This window comes from Rhodoferax sp. P1_F3, assembly GCF_056405715.1.
On the sequence record NZ_JBFUBO010000004.1, the window covers coordinates 87,316 to 111,815 of the forward strand.

22 protein-coding genes are annotated in these 24,500 nt (G+C 62.1%); 15 read left to right on the forward strand and 7 right to left on the reverse strand.

Translation table 11 applies throughout. The annotated features are described in order from the left end of the window. Nucleotides 1–30: 30 nt before the first annotated feature. From ispD to ispF, 3 genes are read left to right on the forward strand one after another with little or no spacing between them, the layout of a single operon-like run. Nucleotides 31–756, forward strand: a complete 726-nt coding sequence (ispD, locus tag AC1DZ5_RS08175; RefSeq protein WP_477887894.1) for a 2-C-methyl-D-erythritol 4-phosphate cytidylyltransferase — start codon at nt 31–33, stop codon at nt 754–756. 6 nt (nt 757–762) lie between these two features. Beyond that, nucleotides 763–1,350, forward strand: coding sequence for a hypothetical protein (locus tag AC1DZ5_RS08180; protein ID WP_477887896.1), 588 nt, complete (start codon nt 763–765; stop codon nt 1,348–1,350). Nucleotides 1,351–1,367: 17 nt separating this feature from the next. After that, a complete protein-coding gene (ispF, locus tag AC1DZ5_RS08185; protein ID WP_477887898.1) occupies nt 1,368–1,850 on the forward strand; it encodes a 2-C-methyl-D-erythritol 2,4-cyclodiphosphate synthase in 483 nt (160 codons plus the stop codon). On the opposite strand, the gene AC1DZ5_RS08190 is transcribed toward ispF, so the two are convergent. Together AC1DZ5_RS08190 and ompR are read right to left on the reverse strand one after the other, a co-directional pair. Next, complete coding sequence (locus AC1DZ5_RS08190) at nt 1,837–3,198, reverse strand: ATP-binding protein (protein WP_310339697.1); 1,362 nt, start codon at nt 3,196–3,198, stop codon at nt 1,837–1,839. The genes ispF and AC1DZ5_RS08190 overlap by 14 nt on opposite strands. Nucleotides 3,199–3,261: 63 nt before the next feature. Beyond that, the gene (gene ompR, locus AC1DZ5_RS08195) at nt 3,262–3,993 is read right to left on the reverse strand and encodes an osmolarity response regulator transcription factor OmpR (RefSeq protein ID WP_310339345.1); all 732 of its coding nucleotides are present in this window, start codon (nt 3,991–3,993) and stop codon (nt 3,262–3,264) included. 171 nt (nt 3,994–4,164) lie between these two features. Here ompR and AC1DZ5_RS08200 point away from each other — a divergent pair, with 171 nt between their 5' ends. The 4 genes from AC1DZ5_RS08200 (at nt 4,165) to AC1DZ5_RS08215 (ending at nt 11,469) form a co-directional block, all read left to right on the forward strand. Beyond that, entirely contained in the window at nt 4,165–4,413 is a 249-nt protein-coding gene (locus AC1DZ5_RS08200) for a hypothetical protein (protein WP_477887901.1), read from the forward strand. A 128-nt stretch (nt 4,414–4,541) separates the two neighbouring features. Then, nucleotides 4,542–7,553, forward strand: coding sequence for an EAL domain-containing protein (locus AC1DZ5_RS08205; protein WP_477887903.1), 3,012 nt, complete (start codon nt 4,542–4,544; stop codon nt 7,551–7,553). A 12-nt stretch (nt 7,554–7,565) separates the two neighbouring features. Beyond that, nucleotides 7,566–8,909: a putative bifunctional diguanylate cyclase/phosphodiesterase gene (locus tag AC1DZ5_RS08210; RefSeq protein WP_477887905.1), complete on the forward strand. Its 1,344-nt coding sequence runs from the start codon at nt 7,566–7,568 to the stop codon at nt 8,907–8,909. Nucleotides 8,910–9,015: 106 nt separating this feature from the next. Beyond that, nucleotides 9,016–11,469 (forward strand): protein kinase domain-containing protein, encoded by a 2,454-nt coding sequence (locus AC1DZ5_RS08215; protein WP_477887907.1) that lies wholly within the window; start codon nt 9,016–9,018, stop codon nt 11,467–11,469. Nucleotides 11,470–11,536: 67 nt separating this feature from the next. Here AC1DZ5_RS08215 and AC1DZ5_RS08220 read toward each other — a convergent pair whose 3' ends face one another. Beyond that, nucleotides 11,537–12,307 (reverse strand): 3-hydroxybutyrate dehydrogenase, encoded by a 771-nt coding sequence (locus AC1DZ5_RS08220; protein ID WP_477887909.1) that lies wholly within the window; start codon nt 12,305–12,307, stop codon nt 11,537–11,539. A gap of 69 nt (nt 12,308–12,376) precedes the next feature. On the opposite strand from AC1DZ5_RS08220, the gene AC1DZ5_RS08225 reads away from it, so the two are divergent. From AC1DZ5_RS08225 to AC1DZ5_RS08255, 7 genes are all read left to right on the forward strand, one after another. Next, nucleotides 12,377–13,264: an alpha/beta fold hydrolase gene (locus AC1DZ5_RS08225; protein WP_477887911.1), complete on the forward strand. Its 888-nt coding sequence runs from the start codon at nt 12,377–12,379 to the stop codon at nt 13,262–13,264. A gap of 25 nt (nt 13,265–13,289) precedes the next feature. Then, nucleotides 13,290–15,524, forward strand: coding sequence for a RelA/SpoT family protein (locus AC1DZ5_RS08230; protein WP_477887913.1), 2,235 nt, complete (start codon nt 13,290–13,292; stop codon nt 15,522–15,524). A gap of 20 nt (nt 15,525–15,544) precedes the next feature. Beyond that, on the forward strand, nt 15,545–16,300 hold the full coding sequence (locus tag AC1DZ5_RS08235; RefSeq protein WP_477887915.1) for a substrate-binding periplasmic protein: 756 nt from the start codon (nt 15,545–15,547) through the stop codon (nt 16,298–16,300). A 137-nt stretch (nt 16,301–16,437) separates the two neighbouring features. After that, nucleotides 16,438–17,187: a substrate-binding periplasmic protein gene (locus AC1DZ5_RS08240; RefSeq protein ID WP_477887917.1), complete on the forward strand. Its 750-nt coding sequence runs from the start codon at nt 16,438–16,440 to the stop codon at nt 17,185–17,187. A gap of 169 nt (nt 17,188–17,356) precedes the next feature. Further along, entirely contained in the window at nt 17,357–18,820 is a 1,464-nt protein-coding gene (locus tag AC1DZ5_RS08245) for a sensor histidine kinase (RefSeq protein WP_477887919.1), read from the forward strand. Nucleotides 18,821–18,831: 11 nt separating this feature from the next. Beyond that, nucleotides 18,832–19,263: a response regulator gene (locus AC1DZ5_RS08250; protein WP_310339328.1), complete on the forward strand. Its 432-nt coding sequence runs from the start codon at nt 18,832–18,834 to the stop codon at nt 19,261–19,263. 14 nt (nt 19,264–19,277) lie between these two features. Beyond that, entirely contained in the window at nt 19,278–21,017 is a 1,740-nt protein-coding gene (locus tag AC1DZ5_RS08255; protein WP_477887922.1) for a putative bifunctional diguanylate cyclase/phosphodiesterase, read from the forward strand. Here the strand turns inward: AC1DZ5_RS08255 and AC1DZ5_RS08260 are convergent. Then, nucleotides 21,014–21,505, reverse strand: a complete 492-nt coding sequence (locus tag AC1DZ5_RS08260) for a heme-degrading domain-containing protein (protein WP_477887924.1) — start codon at nt 21,503–21,505, stop codon at nt 21,014–21,016. The genes AC1DZ5_RS08255 and AC1DZ5_RS08260 overlap by 4 nt on opposite strands. Before the next feature lie 91 nt (nt 21,506–21,596). Here AC1DZ5_RS08260 and AC1DZ5_RS08265 point away from each other — a divergent pair, with 91 nt between their 5' ends. Continuing rightward, nucleotides 21,597–22,517: a ketopantoate reductase family protein gene (locus tag AC1DZ5_RS08265; protein ID WP_477887926.1), complete on the forward strand. Its 921-nt coding sequence runs from the start codon at nt 21,597–21,599 to the stop codon at nt 22,515–22,517. A 71-nt stretch (nt 22,518–22,588) separates the two neighbouring features. On the opposite strand, the gene AC1DZ5_RS08270 is transcribed toward AC1DZ5_RS08265, so the two are convergent. Genes AC1DZ5_RS08270 through AC1DZ5_RS08280 form a run of 3 tightly spaced genes read right to left on the reverse strand, consistent with a single transcriptional unit; the run spans nt 22,589 to nt 24,495 of the window. Then, on the reverse strand, nt 22,589–23,062 hold the full coding sequence (locus AC1DZ5_RS08270; RefSeq protein ID WP_477887928.1) for an EVE domain-containing protein: 474 nt from the start codon (nt 23,060–23,062) through the stop codon (nt 22,589–22,591). Nucleotides 23,063–23,088: 26 nt separating this feature from the next. Continuing rightward, nucleotides 23,089–23,700, reverse strand: coding sequence for a CDP-alcohol phosphatidyltransferase family protein (locus tag AC1DZ5_RS08275; RefSeq protein ID WP_477887930.1), 612 nt, complete (start codon nt 23,698–23,700; stop codon nt 23,089–23,091). Between the two features lie 27 nt (nt 23,701–23,727). Continuing rightward, nucleotides 23,728–24,495, reverse strand: coding sequence for a carbon-nitrogen hydrolase family protein (locus tag AC1DZ5_RS08280; RefSeq protein ID WP_477887932.1), 768 nt, complete (start codon nt 24,493–24,495; stop codon nt 23,728–23,730). Between the last annotated feature and the right edge of the window lie 5 nt (nt 24,496–24,500).

The window sequence follows — 24,500 nt, forward strand, 5'->3', positions numbered from 1 at the left end:
ATGGGTTCGATTTTAGAATGGGCCACCCTTATGAATGCCGTCCTCCCACAAACTCTTTCCACTTCTGGCGCGACCTCTCCACGCCTATGGGCGCTCATTCCCTGTGCGGGCAATGGCAGTCGCTCGGGCGCCGCTGGCCCCAAGCAGTACCAACCCATCGCCGGTCAGCCCATGGTGCTGCACACGCTGGCAGCCTTAGCGGCGGTTCCCCGGTTGGAAGGAACAATGGTGGTGGTGAGCCAGACTGATACGTTCTTTGAGCAGCAGATTGCTATGGTTTTGGTAGCGGCTTGCGGAGGATCTACGCGGGCTCAAACCGTATTTAATGGTCTGAATGCCCTGCGGGAGCAGGGTGCGGAGGCGGATGACTGGGTGCTGGTACACGACGCCGCGCGCTGCCTCGTCACACCCGCGCAGATCAATGCACTGATCGATGCCTGCCAGCATGACCCCGTGGGTGGCCTGCTGGCGCTCAAGCTGCCAGACACGCTGAAGCAGGAGCAGGGTGGCCGCGTGGCCCAAACCGTAGACCGGGCCGACAAATGGCTGGCCCAGACGCCGCAGATGTTTCGACTGGGGGCTTTGCAAGAAGCGCTGCAGACCGCGGGCGACGCGGTGACCGACGAGTCCAGCGCCATGGAGTTCATGGGCTTGCAGCCACGCCTGGTGGAGGGCAGCGCCCAGAACTTCAAGGTGACCTATCCGCAAGACTTTGCGCTGGCCCAGGCCGTGCTGGCCGCCCGCACACCGGAGTAAACCGCCATGCACGCCTTTGCCGCCCTGCTGGACACCCTGATCGCCACACCCGAGGCGCGCAAGCCCGGCGTGGAACAGATGATTCTGGACACCTTCCAACGCCGCAAGGCGGTGCTGGCGTTGGACATGAGCGGCTTCACGCTGACGGTACGGCGCGATGGCATCTTGGCCTACCTGTGCCAGATCCGCCGCATGCACAAGATCACCCGGCCGCTGGTGTTGGCCCACCATGGCGAGGTGGTGAAGAACGAGGCCGACAACCTGCTCGCGGTGTTTGACGACGTGGCGGATGCGGTGGCCGCGGCCCTGGCCATGGTGAATGCGGCCGTGGTGGAGGGCCAGGCGCCACTGCTGGCGTTCAGTGTGGGTATTGATGTGGGCGAGATATTGTTGTTGGAGCAGGTGGACTGCTTTGGCGACGCAGTTAACCTGGCCTACAAACTGGGCGAAGACATTGCCCGCCCGGGAGAGGTGCTGGTGACCCAGCGCGTGCGCGAGCAATTGACAGACACGGCCGGACTGGGGTTCCAGTCCATGCAAGTTTCCATTTCGGGCATGGAGGTCACCACGTTTGCCGTGACCCCAGCCCCCTGACACAGGAACCCAACACTATGAATGTTCGAATTGGAGAAGGCTGGGACACCCACCAACTGGTAGAAGGGCGCAAGCTCATGCTGGGCGGTGTGGAGGTGCCCTACAGCAAAGGGCTGCTGGGCCATTCCGACGCCGATGTGCTGCTGCACGCCATCACCGATGCGCTGCTGGGTGCTGCAGCGCTGGGCGACATTGGCAAGCATTTCCCGGACACCGATGCCCAGTACAAGGGTGCGGACTCGGCGGTGCTGCTGGCCAAAGTGGCGGCGGATATCCGCGCGCTGGGCTACACGCTGGGTAATCTGGACAGCACCATCATTGCCCAGGCGCCCAAGCTTGCGCCCTATATCGTTCCCATGCGCGAGCGCATTGCCGCCGTGTTGGGTGTGGACGTGGGGCAGGTGAATGTGAAGGCCAAGACGGCCGAAAAAATGGGACCGGTGGGCGAGGGGCGGGCCATGGAGGCCCGCGCCGTCGTGCTGTTGTTCAAAGCCGGGTAGCGCGCTGCAGCCGGATTTGGGCAGACAAGCCCCCGGTGCTGGAGTTGCCCAGCTTGAACGTGCCGCCCATGCGCTGGATGGTCTTGTCCACAATCGCCAGGCCCAGGCCTGCACCATTGGCCGCTGTGCGCGCAGCCTCGCCGCGGTAAAACGGCTGGGTCAGCTGGTGTAACTGCTCTTCCGCCACGCCAATGCCGTGGTCGCGCACCTTGATCAGCACCCATTTGTCACGCGCAATGGCGGCAATGTCGATCATGGCAATGCCGGTGTTGACCGACTTGCCATAACGCCGGGCGTTCTCCAGCAGGTTGGACAGCACCCGGCCCAACTCCACCTCATCGGCCAGCACCAGCAGATCCTCTTCCATGTCGATCTTGATGCGCACATCGGGCAGTTTTTGCAACGAATAGGCGCAGGTCTCCACCACATCACCCAGCACCACGGGGGCCAGTGCCACCCGGTCGGGGCGGGCGTAGTCCAGAAACTTGTCAATGATGGCGTCGAGTTGGCTGATGTCGGCCGCCATGTGGGCACGGGCACTTTCATCGGCCACGCTCATCTCGGTTTCCAGGCGCAAGCGGGCCAGCGGCGTGCGCAGATCGTGGGAAATACCAGCCAACATCACAGCCCGGTCCTGTTCCACCTTGGCCAGTTTCTGGGCCATGCGGTTGAAGCCGATATTCACCTCGCGGATCTCGCTGGTGTTGACATGCTCGTCCAGCTGACTGGCGCTGAAGTTGCCTTCGCGCACGCGGCTGGCCGCAAACGACAGCTCCTTGAGCGGGCGGTTGATCAGCCGGGCAATCAAGGCTGCACCGGCCAAAGACAAAGCGGCAGCGACAAAAAGCCAGATCATCCAAGTCGTGCCTCCCGCAGGCGCAAACCGGCTCTGGTCGGCTTGCAGCCAGTAGTCGTCGCCATCGATCATGAAGCTGACCCATATGCCCATCTGGCCATTCACCTGGCTGGCCACCACCGTGCTTTTGCCCAGGCGCTCGGCCAGGTCCTGTGCAACGCGGCGGCTCAGGGTGTCGCTGTCGAGCAGGCTGAACTCGTCATTGGGCTCGCGCGGCACGATGCGCAGGCCTTCCTCGTCCTTCATGGTTTTGATCAGCGAGACGCGGGCAATGGCATCGGCGTGGATCAGTGCGGCACGGCTGAGGTTGACCTGGGAGGCCAGTTGCTGGGACGTTTGCAGCGCGCGTGGCTCAAATTCCAGCGACCGCAGCGTCTGCAACCAGGCCAGAATGCTGCCTAGCAGCAAAATCGCCAATAGAAAGAAGGTGCGCCAGAACAGGCTGAGCCGCGCAAACGGCCAGTGGATGCCGGTGGGTTCGTCTGCAGACAGCGCCGCGACGGCGCTGGGGTCAAAGTCAGGGGGATTGGTTTGTGACACTGCTTATTGGAGGGGTCAAACCGCTTCGTCTGGCACAAACACATAGCCCACGCCCCACACCGTCTGGATAAAACGCGGGGTAGTGGGGTCGCTCTCGACCAGTTTGCGCAGGCGGGACACTTGTACGTCCAGGCTGCGGTCAAACGGCTCGAACTCGCGGCCGCGGGAAAGTTGGGCCAGTTTTTCGCGCGACAGGGGGATGCGCGGGTGGCGCACCAGGGCCTTGAGCATGGCGAATTCACCGGTAGTCAGGGCCAGTTCCTGGCCACTTTTGCTCAGGGTGCGGGCACCCAAGTCAAACACAAAGGCGCCAAATTTCACCACCTCGTTGTCGCTGGACGGTGCACCTGGCGCTTCGGTCACCGGGCGGCGGCGCAGCACGGCGTGGATGCGGGCCAGCAGTTCGCGTGGGTTGAAGGGCTTGCCTAGGTAGTCATCGGCGCCCACCTCCAGACCGACAATGCGGTCAATGTCCTCGCCCTTGGCGGTCAACATGATGATGGGGGTCAGGTCATTGGCAGCACGCAGGCGGCGGCAGATGGACAGGCCATCTTCGCCAGGCATCATCAGATCCAGCACGATCAGATCAGCGGTTTCGCGCAGCATGATGCGGGTCAGCGACTTGCCGTCCTCGGCAATCAGCACGTCAAAGCCTTCCTGCGTCAAGTAACGGCGCAGCAGGTCCCGGATGCGGGCATCGTCATCGACCACCAAGATCTTGTTGGGGCGGGTTCCGGTCGGTTGCATGGGCCACTTTCCTTTTCTGAATTTGTAACAAAGCCGATTTTGCGCGGCTTGGCGGGCCACTACCGTGGTCTACCCGCATGGGTTGACACTATGTTACAAATAAGCAACTGGCGTGCGCAGGGTCGGCTTTCACAATGTCAGCAGCGGCACCTGGTCGCGCGTTAATCCACTATGTCCCATTCCAAAGTTACTTTACTGCTGTGTGCGTTTCCATTGCTGGTGGCAGCCGGGACTGGCCACACCGCGCCTGCCGCGAATGAGGGTGCGATGCAACGCCGAGCCGAACTGCGCGAAGCCCTGCAGCGCCGCAATGTGCCAGCGCAAGACAGCGCAGCACCAGTCAGCAGCGAACGCCAGCTGACCGCTGAGGAGCGCGCCGAGCTGCGCCGCCAGCTCCGTACCCAGCAAAAAAGCCCCTGAATCTCCCGCCACCAGGCACTGAGACTGGGGCCCCGCAAACTGCCTTACCCACGCCATAATGCCCTGAACAATACTTCAGGGGTATTTGCTTTGGCGTGCTATTGCGTACCGGGCGGGGGGCTTGCCCTATGGTGTTAGAGCTGGTCAAGGGCGTCGTCCTTCTGCTGGCGCTGAGCCTGCTGCACAGCTTAAGCATTCGCGCACTGCGCGGGCGGGAGCGGTTGAGCCAAATTTTCAGCGGCGTGTTGTTTGGCGGCATCTGCGTCATCGGGATGATGATGCCCTTGGTGATCACCACTGGCGTTATTTTCGATGCCCGCTCGGTGGTGATCAGCATGGCCAGTCTGTTCGGCGGGCCATTGACGGGAACCATTGCAGCGCTCATAGCCGGCGGCTACCGCTGGTACTTGGGTGGTGTCGGTGCCAATGTGGGCACGGCCGTGGTATTCATCAGCTATGCGATGGGCCTCGCCTACTACTACGCCCATCGGGCCAGCTGGGTGAACCTGGGCTGGCCCACGCTGTTGGGCTTTGGACTGTTGGTGCACCTTGTAGAAGTCAGCCTGTTTTTCCAACTTCCACCGGATGCGGCGCCCAAGGTGATCGCCACGGTGGGCATGCCCTTGCTGCTGGTATTTACCCCGGCCAGTCTTTTAATGGGCCTGATCCTCAAAGACGTGCGCTCTCGCTTTGAAACGGAAATAGCGCTGGACACCCACCAGGCCCGCTTGCAGGCCACGGTGCATGCCATTCCGGACTTGCTGTTTTTGCTGGACGAGGATGGAAAATTTGTCGAGGTGCTGTCCAGCCGCAGCAACTTGCGGGTTACCAGCGGGGACTCATTGCTCGGGCGGCGCCTGCACGATGTGCTACCAGCGGCGGAGGCCAACCGCCTGTTGGACCAGGTGCTCAAAACCCTGGAGCTGCAGGCTACCCAGATGTTTGAGTATGAAATCCAGACCCACCAGGGCCTGCGGCGGTTTGAAGGCAGAACCCACCCGCTGGCTGAGCGGCTGGACAAGCGCCGGGCCGTGGTGTTGTTGGCGCGCGATGTGACGGAACGCTCGGCCGCGCAGGGCGAGTTGCAGGCTTCGGAGGCACGCTTTCGTAACTTGCTGCAAAACCTGCCCTCTGTGGCCGTACAGGGCTACACGCCGGATGGCACCATTACTTACTGGAACCACGCGTCAGAGCGCCTGTACGGCTACACGACAGCAGAAGCCGTGGGACGCAACCTGTTTGAGACCATTGTTCCCAATGCGCTGCGCAAGCCCATGCGAGAGGCGCTGCAGGAGATGGCGAGTTCGGGCGACGTCATCGTCCCCGAAGAGCTGGTCTTGATGCACAAGAACGGCAAGGACGTGCCAGTGTTCTCCAGCCATGCGGCGGTGCACAACCCGGCCGAGCAGGCCGAGTTCTTCCGTTTTGACATTGATTTGGCCGACCGCAAGCGCACCGAGGAAGAGCTGCGCGTAGCCGCCACGGCGTTTGAGGCGCAGGAGGGCATGCTGGTCACCAATGCCCGGCGCGAGATTTTGCGGGTGAACCAGGCATTCACCCGCATCAGCGGCTACGACGACCATGAGGTGATTGGCAAGACGCCCACCTTGTTCAGCTCCGGCTGGCATGACAACGCGTTTTATGCCGAGATGAATGCCACGCTGGCGCGTGACGGCACCTGGCAAGGCGAGCTGTGGAACCGGCGCAAGAATGGAGAGGTGTACCCGCAATGGATGCACATCACCGCGGTGACCGATGAGAGCAAGCAGCTGACCCACTATGTGGCCACGGTCACCGACATCACCCAGCGCAAGGCCGCAGAAGACCAGATCCGCCAGCTGGCGTTTTACGATCCGCTCACAGGCCTGCCCAACCGACGCATGCTGATGGACCGCTTGCAGCATGCACTGGCAAGCAGCGCACGCAGCGGCGATTGTGGGGCTTTGCTGTTCATTGACCTGGACCACTTCAAGACGCTGAACGACACGCTGGGGCACGACAAGGGTGATTTGCTGCTGCAGCAAGTGGCGCAGCGGCTGATGGAGGCCGTGCGCGAGGAAGACACTGTGGCCCGGCTGGGGGGCGACGAGTATGTGGTGATGCTCGAAGGGCTGGACGCCGTGCGCGAGGTGGCGGCCGCACAGGCCACTGCCGTGGGCGAAAAGCTGATTGCGACGCTGAATGCACCCTTTGGCCTGGCCGGCCATGAATACCACAGCACGCCCAGCATAGGCTTGGCGCTTTACTGCGGCCACGAGGTGGGTATTGATGAGCTGCTCAAACAGGCCGATCTGGCCATGTACCAGGCCAAGAATGCCGGGCGCAACGGACTGCGGTTTTTTGACCCCCTGATGCAGGCTGCGGTGTCCCAGCGCGCAGAGCTGGAGGCCGACATTCGCCAAGGCATTTTGTATGGGCAGTTCTTGTTGTACTACCAGCCGCAGGTGAACGCCCAGGGCCGCGTGTATGGAGCAGAGGCCTTGCTGCGCTGGCTCCACCCCGTGCGGGGCCTGGTGTCTCCGGCATCATTCATCCCAGTGGCCGAAGAGAGCGGACAGATATTGACCCTGGGCAGTTGGGTGCTGGAGACCGCCTGCGCCCAATTGGTCGAGTGGGCCAAAACCCCGCTGACGGAGCCGCTGGTGCTGGCCGTCAATGTGAGCTCACGCCAGTTCCGGCAGCAGGATTTTGCCGACCACATTCTGGCCATGTTGGATTACACCGGGGCCAATCCGCGGCGGCTCAAGCTGGAGCTGACCGAGAGCCTGCTGGTAGATAACGTGGACGATGTGATTGCCAAAATGACGTCCCTGCGTGCCCGTGGCGTAGGCTTCTCGCTGGACGACTTTGGCACCGGCTACTCCTCGCTGTCGTATCTGAAGCGCTTGCCGTTGGACCAGCTCAAGATCGACCAGTCCTTTGTGCAGGACGTGCTGACTGACCCCAACGATGCCGCCATCGCCCGCACCATCGTCGCGTTGGGCAACAGTCTGGGATTGGCAGTCATTGCCGAAGGGGTAGAGACCGCCGCACAACGGGATTTTCTGGCCCAGAACGGCTGCAGCGCCTACCAGGGCTACTACTTCAGCCGGCCATTGCCTGTTGACGTGTTCGAAGCCTACCTGAGCGCACAAGCCTGAGTTCGCAACACCATGGGTCTGTCAACCAATACCCTGGACCAGCACCACCGTCGCGTGCGGCGCATGCTCTTTACGGGGGCGGCGTTGATGGTCAGCATCGGCGCGGTGTGGTCGGTGTTCTTTGTGTTGCGGGGTGTCTGGTCCATTGTCGCGATCGAACTGGGCATGCTGTCCCTCGGTGTGGCGGTGGCCTACCTGACGGTGAAGCAGCGCACCCGCCTGGCCTTTGCACTGATGGCGGGTGGCATATACACCATGCTGTGCGTGTTTTCTTTTGTCTTTGACATCCCCGATTCGGTGGCGCCACGCTCCACCCACCACTACTTTTTGGTGCTGGCATTGGCCTCCATGCTGGTGTTGCGTGATGAATCCCCCTGGATTCGCAATACCGTGGTGGGTGTTCTGTTCCTCACCTATGTGGCGGTGGCCAGCACGGTGTGGGGCTTGTCTACGCCGTACCGTATCCCCGACGAAATCCGTATCTCAGGCACCTGGACCAACACCACCTTTGCCATGCTGGGCTTGTACGCGCTGGTGCACATCATGGTGACCGATGTGGCCGAGTCCAGCCGGCTGGAGATGGACATGCGCAAGGGTATCCACCGCGAAGAGTTTTTCCTGGTCTACCAGGCGCAGGTGACGTCTGAAGGGCGCGTCCTGGGCGCCGAGGCACTATTGCGCTGGAAGCACCCGCAGCAGGGATTGATCAGCCCCGGCGAGTTCATTGACCTGGCCGAACAGACCGGGCTGATTATTCCGCTGGGTGCTTGGGTGCTGCGCACTGCGTGTGTTCAGTTGGTGACCTGGTCACAGATGCCCGAGCTGGCTCAGCTCAACCTGTCGGTCAATGTCAGCGCGCGTCAGTTTCACCAGAAGGACTTTGTAGACCAGGTGCAGGCGGTGCTTCAGCGGACGGGGGCCGATCCGCAGCGGCTCAAGCTGGAGCTGACCGAGAGCATGCTGGTGCAAGACATGGATGACATCGTCCACAAGATGGAGGCCTTGCGGGCCATTGGGGTCAGCTTCTCCTTGGATGACTTTGGCACGGGCTATTCGTCGCTGACCTACCTCAAGCGCCTGCCGCTGGAGCAAATCAAGATCGACCAGTCCTTTGTGCGCGATGTGCTGGCCGACCCGAATGACGCTGCGATTGCCCACACCATCATCACCCTGGGCAAGAGCCTGGGCTTTGCTGTGGTGGCCGAGGGCGTGGAGACCCAGGGGCAGCGGGATTTTCTGTTGGAACACGACTGCCATATCTTCCAGGGCTACTTGTTCAGCAGGCCCATTCCCTTGCCGGAGTTTGTCGCGTTTGTGCGTGCTGCGCAGTCATCGGCAGGGTTTGCCGTAGGCTGATATTCAAGCTCAAAAAATGAGGCTGGCGGTGCCATACTCCAGCATGTGTTTTGCCGTCGAGGGCACCGTCGTTGGGCCCTTTTCATAACAGCCAGAAGCTAGCGATATGCCTGAATCCCCGTCTTTTGCCCAGAGCCACTTGCCCGCTACCGAGGCGTTGTCGGTTGGCAGCGTGTTGGGGCGGTTTGAACTGCGCCAGGTGCTGGGGCTGGGCGCACAGTCCACCGTGTGGCGGGCCTTTGACCCCCGCATGGAACGCGAAGTAGCCATCAAGGTCATGCGCCCCGGTGAAGGCTCTGACGCGCAGGCCGTCGCCCATTGGCTGCAAGAGGCACGCAGCGTCGGGCGCGTGACGCACCCCAACATCGTTCAGGTCTTTGAGGCCGATATCCACGCACAGCATCCCTACCTGGTGTTCGAGTATGTGGCCGGCCAGACGCTGGAACAAATCCTGCGCGAGCGCGGCGCGCCTCCCGTACCGCAGTCGGTGGCGTGGATGATGGACGTGCTGGACGCCGTGGCCACGGCCCATGCCGCTGGTGTGGTGCACCGCGACCTGAAGCCCTCCAACGTGCTCATCGATGGCGCTGGGCGTGCCCGCGTGATGGACTTTGGTATTGCCGCCCGCATTCGCGACAGCAGTAGCCCGGAGCCATCGGTGGTGGGGGGGACGATTGGCTATCTGTCACCCGAAGCGGCTGACGGTGCCCCACCGTCCCCGTCTACAGATATTTTTTCGGCCGGTGCGGTGTTGGCCGAATTGCTCACAGGCAAGCGCCTGATCGACGAGGCCGACCCGTATCGCGCGGTCTACCGCGTGATGCACGAACAGCTGCTACTGCCAGAGGACACCGTGCCGGGCGTGGACGACCGCTTGCGTGCCATCGTCAACCGTGCACTGGCCCACGACGCGCGCCAGCGTTTTGTGAGTGCCCGGGTGTTCCAGTCCGAGCTGGAGCAGTGGACGCAGTCCACCGCAGGCAGTGTGACCGGCTCACCCAGCGCAGCCACCAACAGCAGCGACACGCTGGACTTTCTGCTGCGGCGCATGCGCCACAAGAGCGACTTCCCGGCGATGTCCGATTCGGTGGTGCGCATCCAGAGCATGGCGGCGTCCGAGACGGAAAGTGTCGGCAGTGTCACCAATGAAATTCTCAAGGACGTGGCGCTGACCAACAAGCTGCTGCGGCTGGTGAACAGCGCGCACTACGGGCGCAGCGGCACCATCAGCACGGTGTCGCGCGCGGTCACGCTGGTGGGCTTCAACGGTATTCGCAACATGGCGCTGAGCCTGGTGCTGCTAGAGCACATGCAGGACAAGGCCCATGCCGCGCAATTGAAAGAAGAGTTTTTGCGCTCCCTGCTGGCGGGCAGCATTGGTGGCGAGCTGTGCCCTGTGGTGCGCGAGAGCGAAGAGGCGTTTATTGGCGCCATGTTCCAGAACTTGGGACGACTGCTGGTGCTGTTTTACTTTCCCGAAGAGGCCTCCCGCGTGCGTGGCCTCATGCAAGACCCGCGTCGGCCCTTGTCAGAAATATCCGCGGCCATCAGCGTGCTGGGCCTGAGCTTTGAGGCACTGGGGCTGGGCATTGCCAGGGCCTGGAGCCTGCCAGAAGACATCCAGCGCTGCATGCGCAAGCCCGCGGGTGAGCCACCCCAGCGCGCACCGGCCGACAGCAACGAACGCGTGCGCTGGGTGGCGCTGGCCTCCAACGAAATGGCCGATGTGCTGCTGCACAGCGACCCGCAGGAGCGGGAAGCGCGCTTGTCGCTGGTTACCCGCAAGTACATGGCCGCCATGGGGGTCAGCGCCAAAGAGGTGCTGGCCGCCACCAACAAGGCACGCCAGAAGCTGGTGGACCTGGCCGCGGCCATGGAGATTCGGGTTGCGCCCGGGTCCGCCGCCGCCAAGTTGCTCAAACCCGCCGAGCCGCCTGTGGAGATGCTGCGCCCCAGCAAGCCCGAAGAATCACAGTTTGGTAGCCTGGAGCTGCAGGCCACGCCCGCAGCCGACTCCGACCAAATCGCATCGCTGCGCGCACGCCAGGTGGCTGAGACCCTGGCCGCCGGTATTCAGGACATCACCAACGCCATGGTGGAGGACTTCAAGCTCAGTGACGTGCTGCGCATGATTCTGGAGACCATGTACCGCGCCATGGAGTTCGACCGCATCATCTTCTGCATGCGCGACTCCAAGACCGAGATGATGGTGGGCCGCTTTGGCCTGGGGGAGGGCGTGGAGCGCTGCGTCAAGGTGTTCAAGACGCACCTGAAATCGGATAGCCCCGACCTGTTTGGTGTGGTCAGCGTGAAGGGCGCGGACACCATGATCAGCGATGCCTCGGAGGCGCGCATCGTGCAGCGCCTGCCCGACTGGTACCGCCTGCACATCAACGCGCCCACCTTCCTGCTGCTGCCGCTGCAGATCAAGGGTGCGCCGTTTGGCCTGATCTACGCCGACAAAGCCGTGCGCGGCGCGTTAGAGCTGGACGATAAGGAACTGGCCCTGCTGCGCACCCTGCGCAACCAGGCCGTGATGGCATTCAAGCAGTCCAGTTAGGCTGTACTGCTATAAAAACAGGAGCTGTTGGCGCATAGCGCACGAGGGCTGGCGGCCTAAAAGGCTCTTATTGTGCGGCCCAGCCACCGTCCATATTCCAGGCCACGCCACGCACGTTGTCGCCTGCTGGTGAGCAGAAGAACACGGCCAGCGCGCCCAGCTCTTCGGGCGTGGTGAACTGCATCGAAGGCTCTTTTTCGCCCAGAAGCTGCTTGGTGGCGTCGGCATTGCTGATGCCTTGGGCGGCGGCCTTCGCATCCACCTGCTTTTGCACCAAGGGCGTGAGCACCCAGCCGGGGCAGATGGCGTTGCAGGTGACGCCACTGGTGGCGTTCTCCAGTGCGGTCACCTTGGTCAGGCCCACTACACCGTGTTTGGCCGCCACATAGGCCGACTTTTCGGCCGAGCCCACCAGCCCGTGCACGCTGGCCACGTTGATGATGCGGCCCCAGTTCTTGGCCTGCATGCCGGGCAGCGCCAGGCGCGTGGCGTGGAAGGCGCTGCTCATGTTGATGGCGATGATGGCGTCCCACTTTTCCACTGGGAAGTTCTCTACCCGCGCCACATGCTGGATGCCGGCGTTGTTCACCAAAATGTCCACACCGCCAAAGGTGGTGGTGGCGTACTGCACCATGGCTTCGATCTCGGCGGGCTTGCTCATATCGGCCCCGTGGTAACCCACCTGGGCACCCAGCGTGGCGATTTCGGCCTTGGGGCCGTCCACATCGCCAAAGCCATTCAGCACGATGTTGGCGCCCTGGGCGGCCAGCGCCTTGGCGATGCCCAGACCGATGCCGCTGGTGGATCCGGTCACGATGGCGGTTTTACCTTTCAACATGCTGCTTCCTTCCAAAAGAGTAGGGGGTTTCCATTAGGATGTGGTCATTATCAAACGAGTGATTCCACCATGGCTGACCCTACGCTGAACTACGTACCCTGCGCTGACGCCAACGGTGGGCACCGCATGGCGTACTGGCAATGGGGTGCGCCTGAGGCAACCCACACCATCGTCTGCGTCCATGGCCTATCGCGCCAGGGGCGCGATTTCGATGTGCTGGCCCAGACGCTGCTGGCGCGCAGCCCGCAGCCGCTGCGCGTGGTCTGCCCCGATGTGGCGGGCCGCGGCCAGAGCGACTGGCTCAAAGACCCCCAAGGCTACCAGTTGCCCAGCTACGCAGCCGACATGCTAGCCCTGCTGGCCCACCTGAAACCCGCCACACTGGACTGGGTAGGCACCAGCATGGGCGGACTCATCGGCATGGCGGTGTGCGCCCATGCGCAGACCGTGGGTGCTTCGGTGCGCCGCTTGGTGCTCAACGACGTAGGCCCGACCCTCCAGTGGGAGGCGCTGGCCCGCATTGGCACCTACCTGGGCAAGGCGCAAACCTTCGACAGCCTGCAGCAGGCAGCCGAAGCCATGTGGGCCATCTCGCAAAGCTTTGGCCCGCACACGCCAGCCCAGTGGTTGGAGCTGTCGCGCCACATGGTCAAGCCAGCCACCGACGGTCGCGTGGCCCTGCATTACGACCCGGCTATCGCCGTACCGTTTGGTGCGGTGACGCAAGAGATTGCCGCGCAGGGCGAGGCCCAGCTCTGGCAGTTGTACGACAGCCTGACCGCGCAAACGCTGCTGCTGCGCGGCGCCAATTCCGATTTGCTCTCAACCGCTACCGCGCAGGCCATGACCCAGCGCGGCCCGAAGGCGCGGCTGGTCGAATTTGCCGGTGTGGGCCATGCCCCCACCCTGATCGCGGCCGACCAGGTCGACGCGGTGGCTTCTTTTTTGCTGGGGTAGCTTCCCCGGATGATGTGAGCGTTGCATGAAAAGTTTGTATGCCGAGCACAGTGCCTCGGCCACCCCGCAGGTCATCGCGGCCACCGCAGACAGCCTGCCCGAACAGGCCGGTGCCCTGGCACGTGCGCGTGCCTTTGCCGAACCCCTGTTGGCCACCCAGACCTTGGACACCGGTGAAAACGTGCTGTTGCACGCCGATGCCGTGGCTGCCATCCTGCGCACCATCGGCGGGTCCGAGGCCATGCAGGCGGCCAGCTACCTGGTCTACGCTTGTGACCACCTGAACAAGCCGCACGAGGTGATTGCCAAGGCCTTTGGCGACAACTTTGCCGACCTGGCGCTGGAGACCACCAAGCTGGTGCGCCTGCAGCGCATGGCGCGGGTGACGCAAAACTCGGCCAGCCACAGTGGCAACGCCGCGCCCATGGCCCAAACGGCCGCCGCGCAGACCGAGAGCGTACGCAAGATGCTGCTGGCGTTCTCCAAAGACCTGCGCGTGGTGATGCTGCGCCTGGCTTCGCGACTGCAGACGTTGCGCCACTTTGCGGCCACCAAGCTGCCCGTGCCGCCGGGCCTGGCGTCCGAGGCCCTGCAGGTGTTTGCCCCGCTGGCCAACCGCCTGGGTATTTGGGAAGTCAAGTGGGAAATCGAAGACCTGTCGTTCCGCTTTTTGGAGCCCGACACCTACAAGCAGGTCGCCAAGTTGCTGGACGAAAAGCGCGCCGAGCGCGAGGCCTCGATCGAAAAACTGCGCCAGCAACTGGCCGACGAGCTGGCCGCGCAGGGCATCCAGGCCACGGTGCAGGGCCGACCCAAACACATCTACAGCATTGTCAAAAAGATGCGCGGCAAGTCGCTGGGGTTTGACCAAGTGTATGACATTCGCGCGCTGCGCATCGTAGTGCCCACGGTGCCCGACTGCTATGCCGCTTTAAGCTGGGTGCATAGCCAGTTTGTACCGGTGACCGACGAGTTTGACGACTACATTGCCCGGCCCAAGCCGAACGGCTACCAGTCGCTGCACACCGTCGTGCGGGATGCGGGGGCACAGCCGATTGAGGTGCAGATTCGCACCCAGGCCATGCACGACCATGCCGAACACGGCGTAGCCGCGCACTGGGCCTACAAAGAGGCCGGTGCCAAGGGCTATGGCGGCAGTGTGACGGCGGCGGGCGAGTACGACGCCAAGATCGCCGTGCTGCGCCAGCTGCTGGCGTGGGAGCGTGATTTGTCGGGTGCGCATGCCGGGGGCGACGGCGCGGGCATGTTTGAAGACCGCATTTATGTGCTGACGCCCGACGCAGCCATTGTGGAACTGCCCCAAGGCGCCACCGCGGTGGACTTTGCCTACAGCGTGCACACCAACCTGGGCCACCGCTGCCGCGGCGCCAAGGTGGACGGTGCCATGGTGCCGCTAAACACGCCGCTGAAGAATGGCCAGACCGTGGAAGTGTCGGCGGTCAAAGAAGGTGGCCCGTCGCGCGATTGGCTCAACCCCGAGCTGGGCTACCTGGTCAGCCACCGCGCGCGCGCCAAGGTGCGTGCCTGGTTCAACGCGCTGGCCATGGGCGAGACCATGGCCAAGGGCCGCGAGGCAGTTGAAAAACTGCTGCAGCGCGAAGGCAAAACCGCCATCAAGCTGGACGACCTGGCCAGCCAACTGGGCTTCAACAACGCCGACGCGCTGTTTGAGGTGGTGGGCAAGGACGAGTTTTCGTTGCGCAACATCGAGATGCTGCTGCGCCCGCCCGAGCCGGCCGCTACGCAAGATGACTACATGCCGCTCAAGAAGCCGCGCGCGGCCGGCGGCAAGGGTGGCGTGCTGGTGGTGGGCATCGATTCTCTGATGACGCAGTTGGCGCGCTGCTGCAAGCCCGCGCCACCCGACCTCATTAGCGGCTTTGTGACGCGCGGCAAGGGCGTGAGCGTGCACCGCTCGGACTGCTCCAACCTGCGCAACATGGTGAACCGCAGTGGTGACCGCCTGATCGAGGTGGAGTGGGGCGTGCCCCAAGGCAAAGACGGCAATGTCTACCCGGTAGACGTAGCTGTGGAGGCCCATGACCGCCAGGGCCTGCTGCGCGATATCTCCGAAGTGTTTGCCAAGGAGAAGATGAACGTCATCGGCGTGCAAACCCAGTCCGTCAAAGGTACGGCATGGATGACATTTACCGTGGAAGTGGCCGAGTCCGGCAAGCTGGCCCGGGTGCTGAAGATTGTGGGTGAGCTGAGCGGCGTGCGCTCCGCACGGCGCCGCTGAAACCGAAAGGGAGGCATTCCATGCGCATTTTCAAGCTGGCAACCCTGGTGCTTTGGGGCAGTTTGGCAGGCGCCGCCTGGGCAGACGAGGTGAGTATGGCGTTTGGCGAACGCATCCCTCCGTTTTGTTTTCCGGAAACCAACTCCGGCATCGAGGTGGACGTGATGCGTGAGGCCCTGGCCTACCGAGGTCATGTGCTCAAGCCCAAGTACTTTCCGTTCATGCGGGTGCCCGTGGCTTTCAAGCTGCGTGAGGTGGACGCCGCCATGTCAGACCTCGGCACGGATTTGCAGCCCAGCGGTGCTTTCTACGGCGCCCCTGGCGTGTTCTACGACAACGTCTTCATCAGCCTGGCAGAGCGCAAGCTGGTGATTCGCCAGCCCGAAGACCTGCGTGGCCTCACCGTCATTGCCTTTGTGGGGGCTGCAAAGCGTTACCCCGACTGGTTGAACCCCGTGAAGGCTGCGGGGCATTACTTTGAGCAGAATGACCAGGCCTTGCAGGTGCTGACCCTGCATAAAAAACGCTACGACCTGGTGCTGAGTGATCGCAACATCTTCAAGTACTTCAGTGCGCAGGTGGAGCGCACCGAGGGTACTTTGCTGGGGCCGGTCACCGAACACAGCTTTGTGAAGCTCAACCCCATGGACTACCGCCCGGTGTTTCGCGATGCGAAGATCCGCGACGACTTCAACGCCGGCTTGGCCGCCATCAAGAAGAGCGGGCACTTCAAAGCCATTTACCAAAAGTATCTCGGCGACAACGCACCAAAATAGGACCCCAATTTGGGGTGCGATCGCGCGTCGCAATTGAGGCAATCCGGGTCGCACTGCGCCAATCTGCATCCGGTACTTGCCGATATGGTTCATCTCAGGCTACGGCAAGTGCTTGTCGGCCTGATCGGGGAATGCTTATGCGGTGCCTGGGTTGGTCTTTGGGGTTGTCTTTGCTGATGGCGTCGGGCGCGTTCGCGCAGACCACCAAACTCATCCGTCTGTCCACCCTGGAGTGGCCGCCCTACACCGGCACCTTGCTGCCCCAGTCGGGGGTATCCACCCGCGTGGCCTCGGTGGTGGCCAAGGCGGCGGGCTACCGGCTGATGACCGCATCCTTCGAGTGGTCGGTCACTTTGGAGAAGGGGGAGAAAGATCCCAACTTTGACGGTTACTTTCCCGAGTACTACAGCAAGGAGCGTGAGCAGGCCTGCTATCTGTCGCAGCCCATGGGCATGAGTGTGCTTGGCATTGCATCCTTGCGCAGTGCGCCTATCAACTGGAGTGTGCTGAATGACCTGGCCGACTACCGCCTGGGCGTGGTGGATGGTTACTCCAACGGCGAGGCGTTTGACCAGTTGGTGAAGGACAAGCACCAGCGCGTGGAAGTGGCGGCCAGCGATGCCATCAACGTCAACAAGCTCAGCGGCGGGAAGATCAAAGGCATCGTCATTGACAAGAATGTGCTGGACTACACCCTGTCCCATACTGGCGGTGCCGACAAAATTGCGTTTGGTGCCAAGCCGATTGCGGAGCTGTCCTTGCACGTGTGCTTCAAGCGCACACCTGCGGGCCTGGAGCTGCGCAACGCCTTTGACGCTGCGCTGAAAACCGTCGACCGCGCCAAGCTGGAGGCTGATTACGCCAAGCTCACCCGCGGTGCGCTCTAGTTAATCCAGCGTCGCCTCGGCCAGCATCTGGTGTCTTGACAAAGATCAAGAATCCGCCATAGTCAGCCCAACGCGCGGCACCATGTTGCCAAAGCCTTAAGCTTATAAAGAGCAACGCCGCGCGCAGGGTTTATTTGCATTGCTTTTTTAATAAAAGCGGGGGAGGTGCATGGACGATGCGGTGGTGCAGGGGCAGGAGGGGCAATTTCGCCAGATTGTGGAAATGGCGCCTTATGCCATTGTCATGATTGGCGAGAGCGGCCTGATCGAAATGGTGAATCGGCAGGCCGAAACCATTTTTGGCTATTCCCGAACAGAGCTGCTGGGCCAGGCCATCGAGGTGCTGCTACCCGAGCGTTTCCGGCGTGTGCACCCGGCCCACCGGGCGAGTTTCGTGGCCCAGCCCAGCCCACGGCTGATGGGCATTGGCCGCGACCTGTTTGGGCGCCGCAAGGACGGCGGCGAATTCCCCATCGAAATTGGTCTCACCCCCATCAAAAGCGCAGAGGGCATCAAGGTGGTGTCGGCTATCGTCGATCTGTCAGAGCGCAAGCGGCAAGAGGAACAGTTCCGCCAGGTGGTGGAAATGGCGCCCAACGGCATGGTCATGATTGACAAGTCAGGCGTGATTGAAATGGTCAACTCCCAGGCTGAGGCCATCTTTGGCTACTCCCGTTCCGAGCTGTTGGGCCAGTCTATCGACATGCTGTTGCCCTCGCGGTTTCGCGGAGGCCACCCCCACCACCGCGCGGCGTATTTTTCTGACCCAAGCCCGCGCGCCATGGGCAGTGGCCGCGACCTGTATGGCCTGCGCAAGGATGGCAGTGAGTTCCCGGTCGAGATTGGCCTGAACCCCATCATGACCGCCACAGGACTCAAGGTTTTGTCCGCCATTGTGGACATCACGGCCCGCAAACAGTCGGAGCTGCAACTCAGCAACCTGGTGGGGCAGCTCACACGCAGCAATGATGATCTGAACAACTTCGCCTACGTGGCCTCGCACGACCTGAAGTCGCCCCTGCGCGGGGTGGATCAGCTTGCCACCTGGATTGCTGAGGACCTGGGCGATTCGTTGAGCCATGAGACGCAGGAGCATCTGCGCCTGATGCGCAGCCGCATTGGCCGCATGGAAATGCTGCTGGACGACTTGCTGGCCTACTCGCGCGTGGGGCAGTCTGACAATCCGGTGGGGGCCGTGAACACCGGCAACCTGGTGCGCGATATTTTTGAGCTGGCGGCCTCGCAGAAAAATATTCAACTGGTTGCCGCGCAGGACTTGCCCGTATTGCGCACGCAGAAGGTGCCGCTGGAACTGGTGTTGCGCAACCTGATCAACAACGCCATCAAGCACCATGACAAACCGCAGGGAACCATCTGGGTGCAGGCACAGCCCTGTGCCGGTGGCTACGAATTTTTGGTACGCGACGACGGCCCCGGCATTCCCCCCGAACACCAGAAACGCGTGTTCACCATCTTTCAGACACTGAAGCCCCGTGACGAAGTCGAGGGCAGTGGCATGGGTCTGGCCATCGTGAAGAAGGCGGTAGAGACGGTGGGGGGTGTTGTCACGCTGGAGTCTGACGGAAAGCTGGGCAGCGCGTTCCGCTTTACCTGGCCTATCAAGCCCGACTGAGGAGAACCACAATGCAAGCCAATAAAACCGACAAAGATGTCACCCTGCTGCTGGTGGATGACGATGATGTGGATGTCATGGGCATCCAGCGGGCACTGAAGAAGCTGCAGATCACCAATCCTATTGTGCGTGCGCGAGATGGCATGGAAGGGCTGGCCAAACTGCGCGAGTGCAACGCGTCCCACCGGCCCTACCTGGTACTGCTGGACTTGAACCTGCCGCGCATGAATGGCTTGGAAGTGCTGGCCGAGATCCGCAAGGACCCGGCATTGTCCAGCGCTGTGGTGTTTGTGCTGACTACCTCCAAAGCCGAGGAGGACAAGGCCATTGCCTACCAACACAACATCGCGGGTTACATCATCAAGAGTCAGGTTGGAGACGGTGTCCTGCGTGCCATGGAGATGCTGCATGGCTACTGGCGTGTGGTGGAGTTGATCGCTTAGCGACGAAGGAATACATGATTGCTGAACTCTCGCTGCTGTTGATTGACGATGATGAGTTGGATCGGCTTGCCATTACGCGCACCCTGCGCAAAAGCTCAGTACCCTGCGATGTGAGCTATGCGGAGACAGCTGCTGCAGGGCTGCAGATGGCGTCAAACCGAAAGTTCGATGCGATCCTGCTCGACTACCGCCTGCCCGACCAAAATGGACTGGAAGTGCTGCGTGCCTTGCGGGGCGGTGCCTATGACAGTGTGGCCGTGGTGATGCTCAGCCGGTATGAGAACGAGAGCCTGGCCGAAGAGTGCCTGGAGGCGGGCGCGCAAGACTTCTTGCTGAAAGACGAAGTGAACAGCCGCCACCTGACCCGGGTGGTGGTGCAGGCACGCCAACGCTTCCAGATTGAAGAACGCCTGCGCTACAGCCTGGAGCAGGTGCGCTGCCTGTCCGAGCACGATGCGCTGACCGGGCTCATGAACCGCCGCGGTTTTGAGCGTTCGCTGGAAGCCCAATTGGCCCGGGTGCGCCGCAGTGACGGCAGGCTGGCCATTCTGCTGCTAGATCTGGATGATTTCAAAAGCATCAATGACACGATGGGGCACGACGCTGGGGACCAGCTGCTGGTGGAGGTGGCACGCCGCCTGACGCTCATTGCACGCGATGGCGACCTGCTGTGCCGTTTGGGGGGTGATGAGTTTGTGGTGATGATGACCAGCTTGGACCACGATGAACAAGCCATCGTGCTGGCCGACCGCATCAATGCCAGATTGCGCGAGTCCATCTTTATTGGGTCTAGCGAGCAGACCATCACCGCCAGCATCGGCATTGCGGTACTGGGCAACACCACCGACAACGCTGCCGACCTGCTCAAGTACGCCGATCTGGCCATGTACCAAGCCAAGCTGGATGGCCGCAACAAAAGTCGTTTCTATTCAGTGTCCTTGCAAGAGGCCGTTCAGTTTCGCTCGCTCATCAAAAATGATCTGCAGCGGGCGCTGGAGAAAGACGAACTCAAAATCTACTACCAGCCGCAAATTCGCTCTGCGGATGGCAGCCTGCGTGGCATGGAGGCGCTGTTGCGCTGGCACCATCCTCGCCTAGGCGTGCTGTCACCGGCGGTCTTTTTAGCGATTGCCGAAGAGACGGGCCTGATCGTCGACATTGGTGCCTGGGTGTTGCATGAGGGCTGCCGCCAACTCAAGGCATGGCGTGAGCGCTATTCGCCCCGCTTGGCTGATCTGACGCTGGCCATCAATCTGTCTGCGGTACAGATCAAGCAGGCGCAACTGCCGCATACCGTGATATCCGCATTGGCGCACAGCGGCCTGCCAGCCAATGCGCTGGAGCTGGAAATCACGGAGAGCATGTTGATCGAGGTGACCACGGACACGGTGTCCCTATTGTCCGAAATCTCTGCCCAGGGTGTCGCCATGTCGCTGGACGACTTTGGTACCGGTTACTCGTCGCTGGACCATCTCAAACTGTTTCCCATCAGCATCCTCAAGATCGACAAAGGCTTTGTGTCATCGGTAGGCGAAGGGGGCAAGAGCGAGAAGCTGTTCATGGCCATCATTGCCTTTGCCAAGGCACTGAACATGCAGATCGTGGTGGAAGGCGTGGAGACCCAGGCACAGCTGGAGTTTTGTACGCAGCAGGGCTGTGACCTGCTGCAGGGCTACTTCTATTCCAAACCCATTCCAGCCGAAGAGTTTGAGGCCACCTTTCTGATGGCCCAAGCGCAGCCTTCGCAGGTTTAGCCCAGCGCCACCTCGGCCAGCGGCACGCCGCTCAGCGCAGCCAAGGCTTTCACCACCATGGCGTGGTCTTCACGCTGTGGAATGCCGGACACAGTGACCACGCCCACCACGCCCACACCGCGCACACGGATAGGGAAGCTGCCGCCGTGCGCCGTGTAATCACGCAGGGGCAGGCCCTGTTTCTCTTCCAGTGAACTCTTTTCTTGCTCCAGCTTCAGGCCCACGGCGTAGGAGCTGGTGTGCAGCAGTTCCACCACGTTGCGCTTGCGGCGCGCCCAGTCGGCATTGGCGGGGCCGGTGCCCGGCATGGCGTAGTAAAAAACCGTTTCCTTGGCCAGGCGAATTTCGATGGCCAGTGCCACACCGGCCGCCTCGCACAGCGCCTTGATGTTGTTTCCCAGTGTCCATGCCGTGACATGGTCAAAGGCATCGAATTGCAGGCGTTGCTCCTGTAGAGCCAAGCGTTCCAGATCGGTTGCGAGTGTCATGGTGTGATGGGGTTGGGAGTGTTGGGTACGAGTGTAGGGGAAGGCGGGGCTGCCTAGAATGGCGCGTACCCACCCACCTGCGAGTTGCCCTATGCCACCGTCTTCTCCCGCTGCTGCCCCCCTTCGCGTTGCCGTCATGGGCGCTGGCGCCGTCGGCTGTTACTTTGGGGGCATGCTGGCCCGCGCCGGCCATGCCGTGACGCTGATCGCCCGGCCCGCCCATGTGCAAGCCATCCAAGCCCATGGCCTGCGCATGGAGACCAAAACCTTTGACGAACAGGTGCGCCTGTCGGCCAGCACGGAAGCCAGCGCCGTGCAGGGCGCAGACCTGGTGCTGTTTTGCGTCAAGTCCACCGACACTGAAGCCGCTGGCGCCTTGATTCGTCCGCACCTGGCGCCCCATGCGCTGGTGCTGTGTCTGCAAAACGGTGTGGACAACGCTGACCGCCTGCGCACCGTGCTGCCGGACCACACGGTGGCCGCAGCCGTGGTCTACGTTGCGACCGAGATGGCGGGCCCCGGTCATGTGAAGCACCATGGCCGGGGGGACTTGGTCATCGAACCCTCTGCAGCCCAAGTGGCCCCAGCACTGGTGGCTGCGGGTATCGCTGCCGAAGTGTCTGACAACGTGCGCGGCGCGCTCTGGCTCAAGCTCATCCTCAACAGCGCCTACAACGCCGTCTCCGCCATCACCCAGTTACCGTATGGCAAGACGGCGGTGGGCGAGGGCGTGCAGGGCGTGATGCGCGACGTGGTCAACGAGTGCCTGGCGGTGGCCAAGGCGGAGGGCGTGCAGGTGGCAGGCGACGTGGACGCCGCCGTGCGCATGATTTTTGACACCATGCCGGGGCAGTTTTCCTCCACCGCGCAAGACCTGGCACGTGGCAAGAAGAGCGAAATCGACTACCTCAACGGCTTGGTAGTGCGCCGCGGCCAGGCGCTGGGCATTGCCACGCCGGCGAACCGGGTGCTGTGGTCGTTGGTGAAGTTGCTGGAGAGCAAGCAGGCCTGAGTTGGTCGTTCTTGTTGCTATTGATTTGCTAGCTGCTAGCGCAATCGCTACGGGGGCTAGGGGTCGTTTTCTTACAAATCCGGACTACCAAGCCGCTGCAGGATAGTGCGCCAGTGCTGGGGCTCCACCGGCGTGATGGACAGGCGGTTGCCCTTCTTCAGCACGATAAGGTCTTGCAAGTCGGCGTCGGCGCGCAGCTCGGGCAAGGTCAGGTTGCGCGTCTTGCGCAGCACCTGCACATCCACAAGGATCCAGCGCGGCGCCTCGGGCTTGCTCGCGGCGTCGAAGTAGGGGGACTTGGGGTCGAACTGCGTGGGGTCGGTGTAGGCACCCGACGCAACGCGCGCAATGCCGACAATGCCAGGCTCGGCACAGCTGGAGTGGTAGAACAGCACGCCGTCGCCTACCTGCATGCCATCGCGCATGAAGTTGCGTGCCTGGTAGTTGCGCACGCCGGTCCAGGGCACCGTAGCATTGGGCATGGCCAGCACATCGTCGACGGATGCTTCGGCGGGTTCGGCTTTCATGAGCCAGTAGTGGGGCATGGGGTGGGGCGGATGTTGGGATGGATTTAGGACTGCTTCTGGCGGCGTAGGCGCACTGCGTGGAAGATGCTGGGCACATCAGTTTGCCAAGTACGCAATGTCATGGAAATAGCCAGCCCTTCGATATCAGCAACGATGCCGATGCAGATCATCAGATCGACCAGAGGACCATCGCTTCCAAAACCGAGCAAGGAAAGAAAAGCGGCAAAAAGCGCGATACCCCACAGCTTGGATGACCACATGTGATAACTCGCCTCGCGGCGAAATTTCATCCAGTCAAACGTGTAGCGCGCAAGTTCCAGGGCCACCAAAGTCCACAACTCCCATTGGCGCCCGGTAATTGCAGAGGGCTGCAGGTGCCATACGGCAAACGCAGCGGCAATGTAGAAAAGGCTGTCCGCCATGCTGTCCAAGCGTCGCAGGTTCGGTGTGGCTACGCCCAGCCGACGGGCGACTATGCCATCAAAGACGTCTGATAAGAACCCTGCAACAAGGCACAGCCCAAACGCCATTCGGTCCGGCGCCAGTAAGGCCAGCAATATCAGCACGGGCGAGAGTGCTGCCCGCAGCGCGGTGAGAAGAATGGGAAGGTGCAGGACCAATGTAGACCACTTCCGGTTCGTCTGTTCAGGCGGCATGTCTGTCCTTGATCGTGCTGTCAAGCTCTAGCATGGTGCACAAAGTGAGTCCTTATCGGCACTCGCTATCACCAACCAATCCCCAGCCCCCAGTGCCTCCACCACCAGTATCCCTTCCGAATCCCAAATCCCACTCTTACCCGCAGACACATAGCCGCCCGACGGCCCGCCATGGTTGGCGATCACCACCACCATGCGGTGGTCGCGCGCATAGCTGGCCCACAGAGGGGCTTCCGCGGCATAGCCGTTGTCGGAAGTCAGTATTCCTGCCGCGTAGACGTTCGCACCGGCTTGTGCCGCACTAGCTGCGTGCGACCGGAAATTGGTATCTGCACAGATGGCGCTGGCGATGTTCGCCGTATCCATGGCTTGTAGATGCACCGGCTCCAGCCCCGGCGCGGCAAATTGCTTTTCCCCATCATGCAGATGGAACTTGCGGTACACGCTGTGTTGCCCATCGGGCCGCAGTGTGATCGCGCCAATGGAGGGCAGGGTGAAGTCAGACATCGTCGGCGCGCCCACGGTGATGGCCATGCCGGTGCGGCGGACCGCTTCGCGCAGCGGCGCCAGCAGCGCGTGGTCGGCGTGCAGCACCAGGCCCGGCATGTTGGCTAGCTCATAGCCGGCGAGAGACAGTTCGGGGAACACCAGCCACTGCACGCCATGGTCGGCAGCCGCCTCCACAAAGCGCAGGTGCTCCTGCACATTGGCTGCCACGTCCAGCGGCACAGACGTGCTTTGGGCGGCAGCGATGGTGATTGCTATATCTTTGGTAGCTGCTTGCGCAATGTTCATGGGGG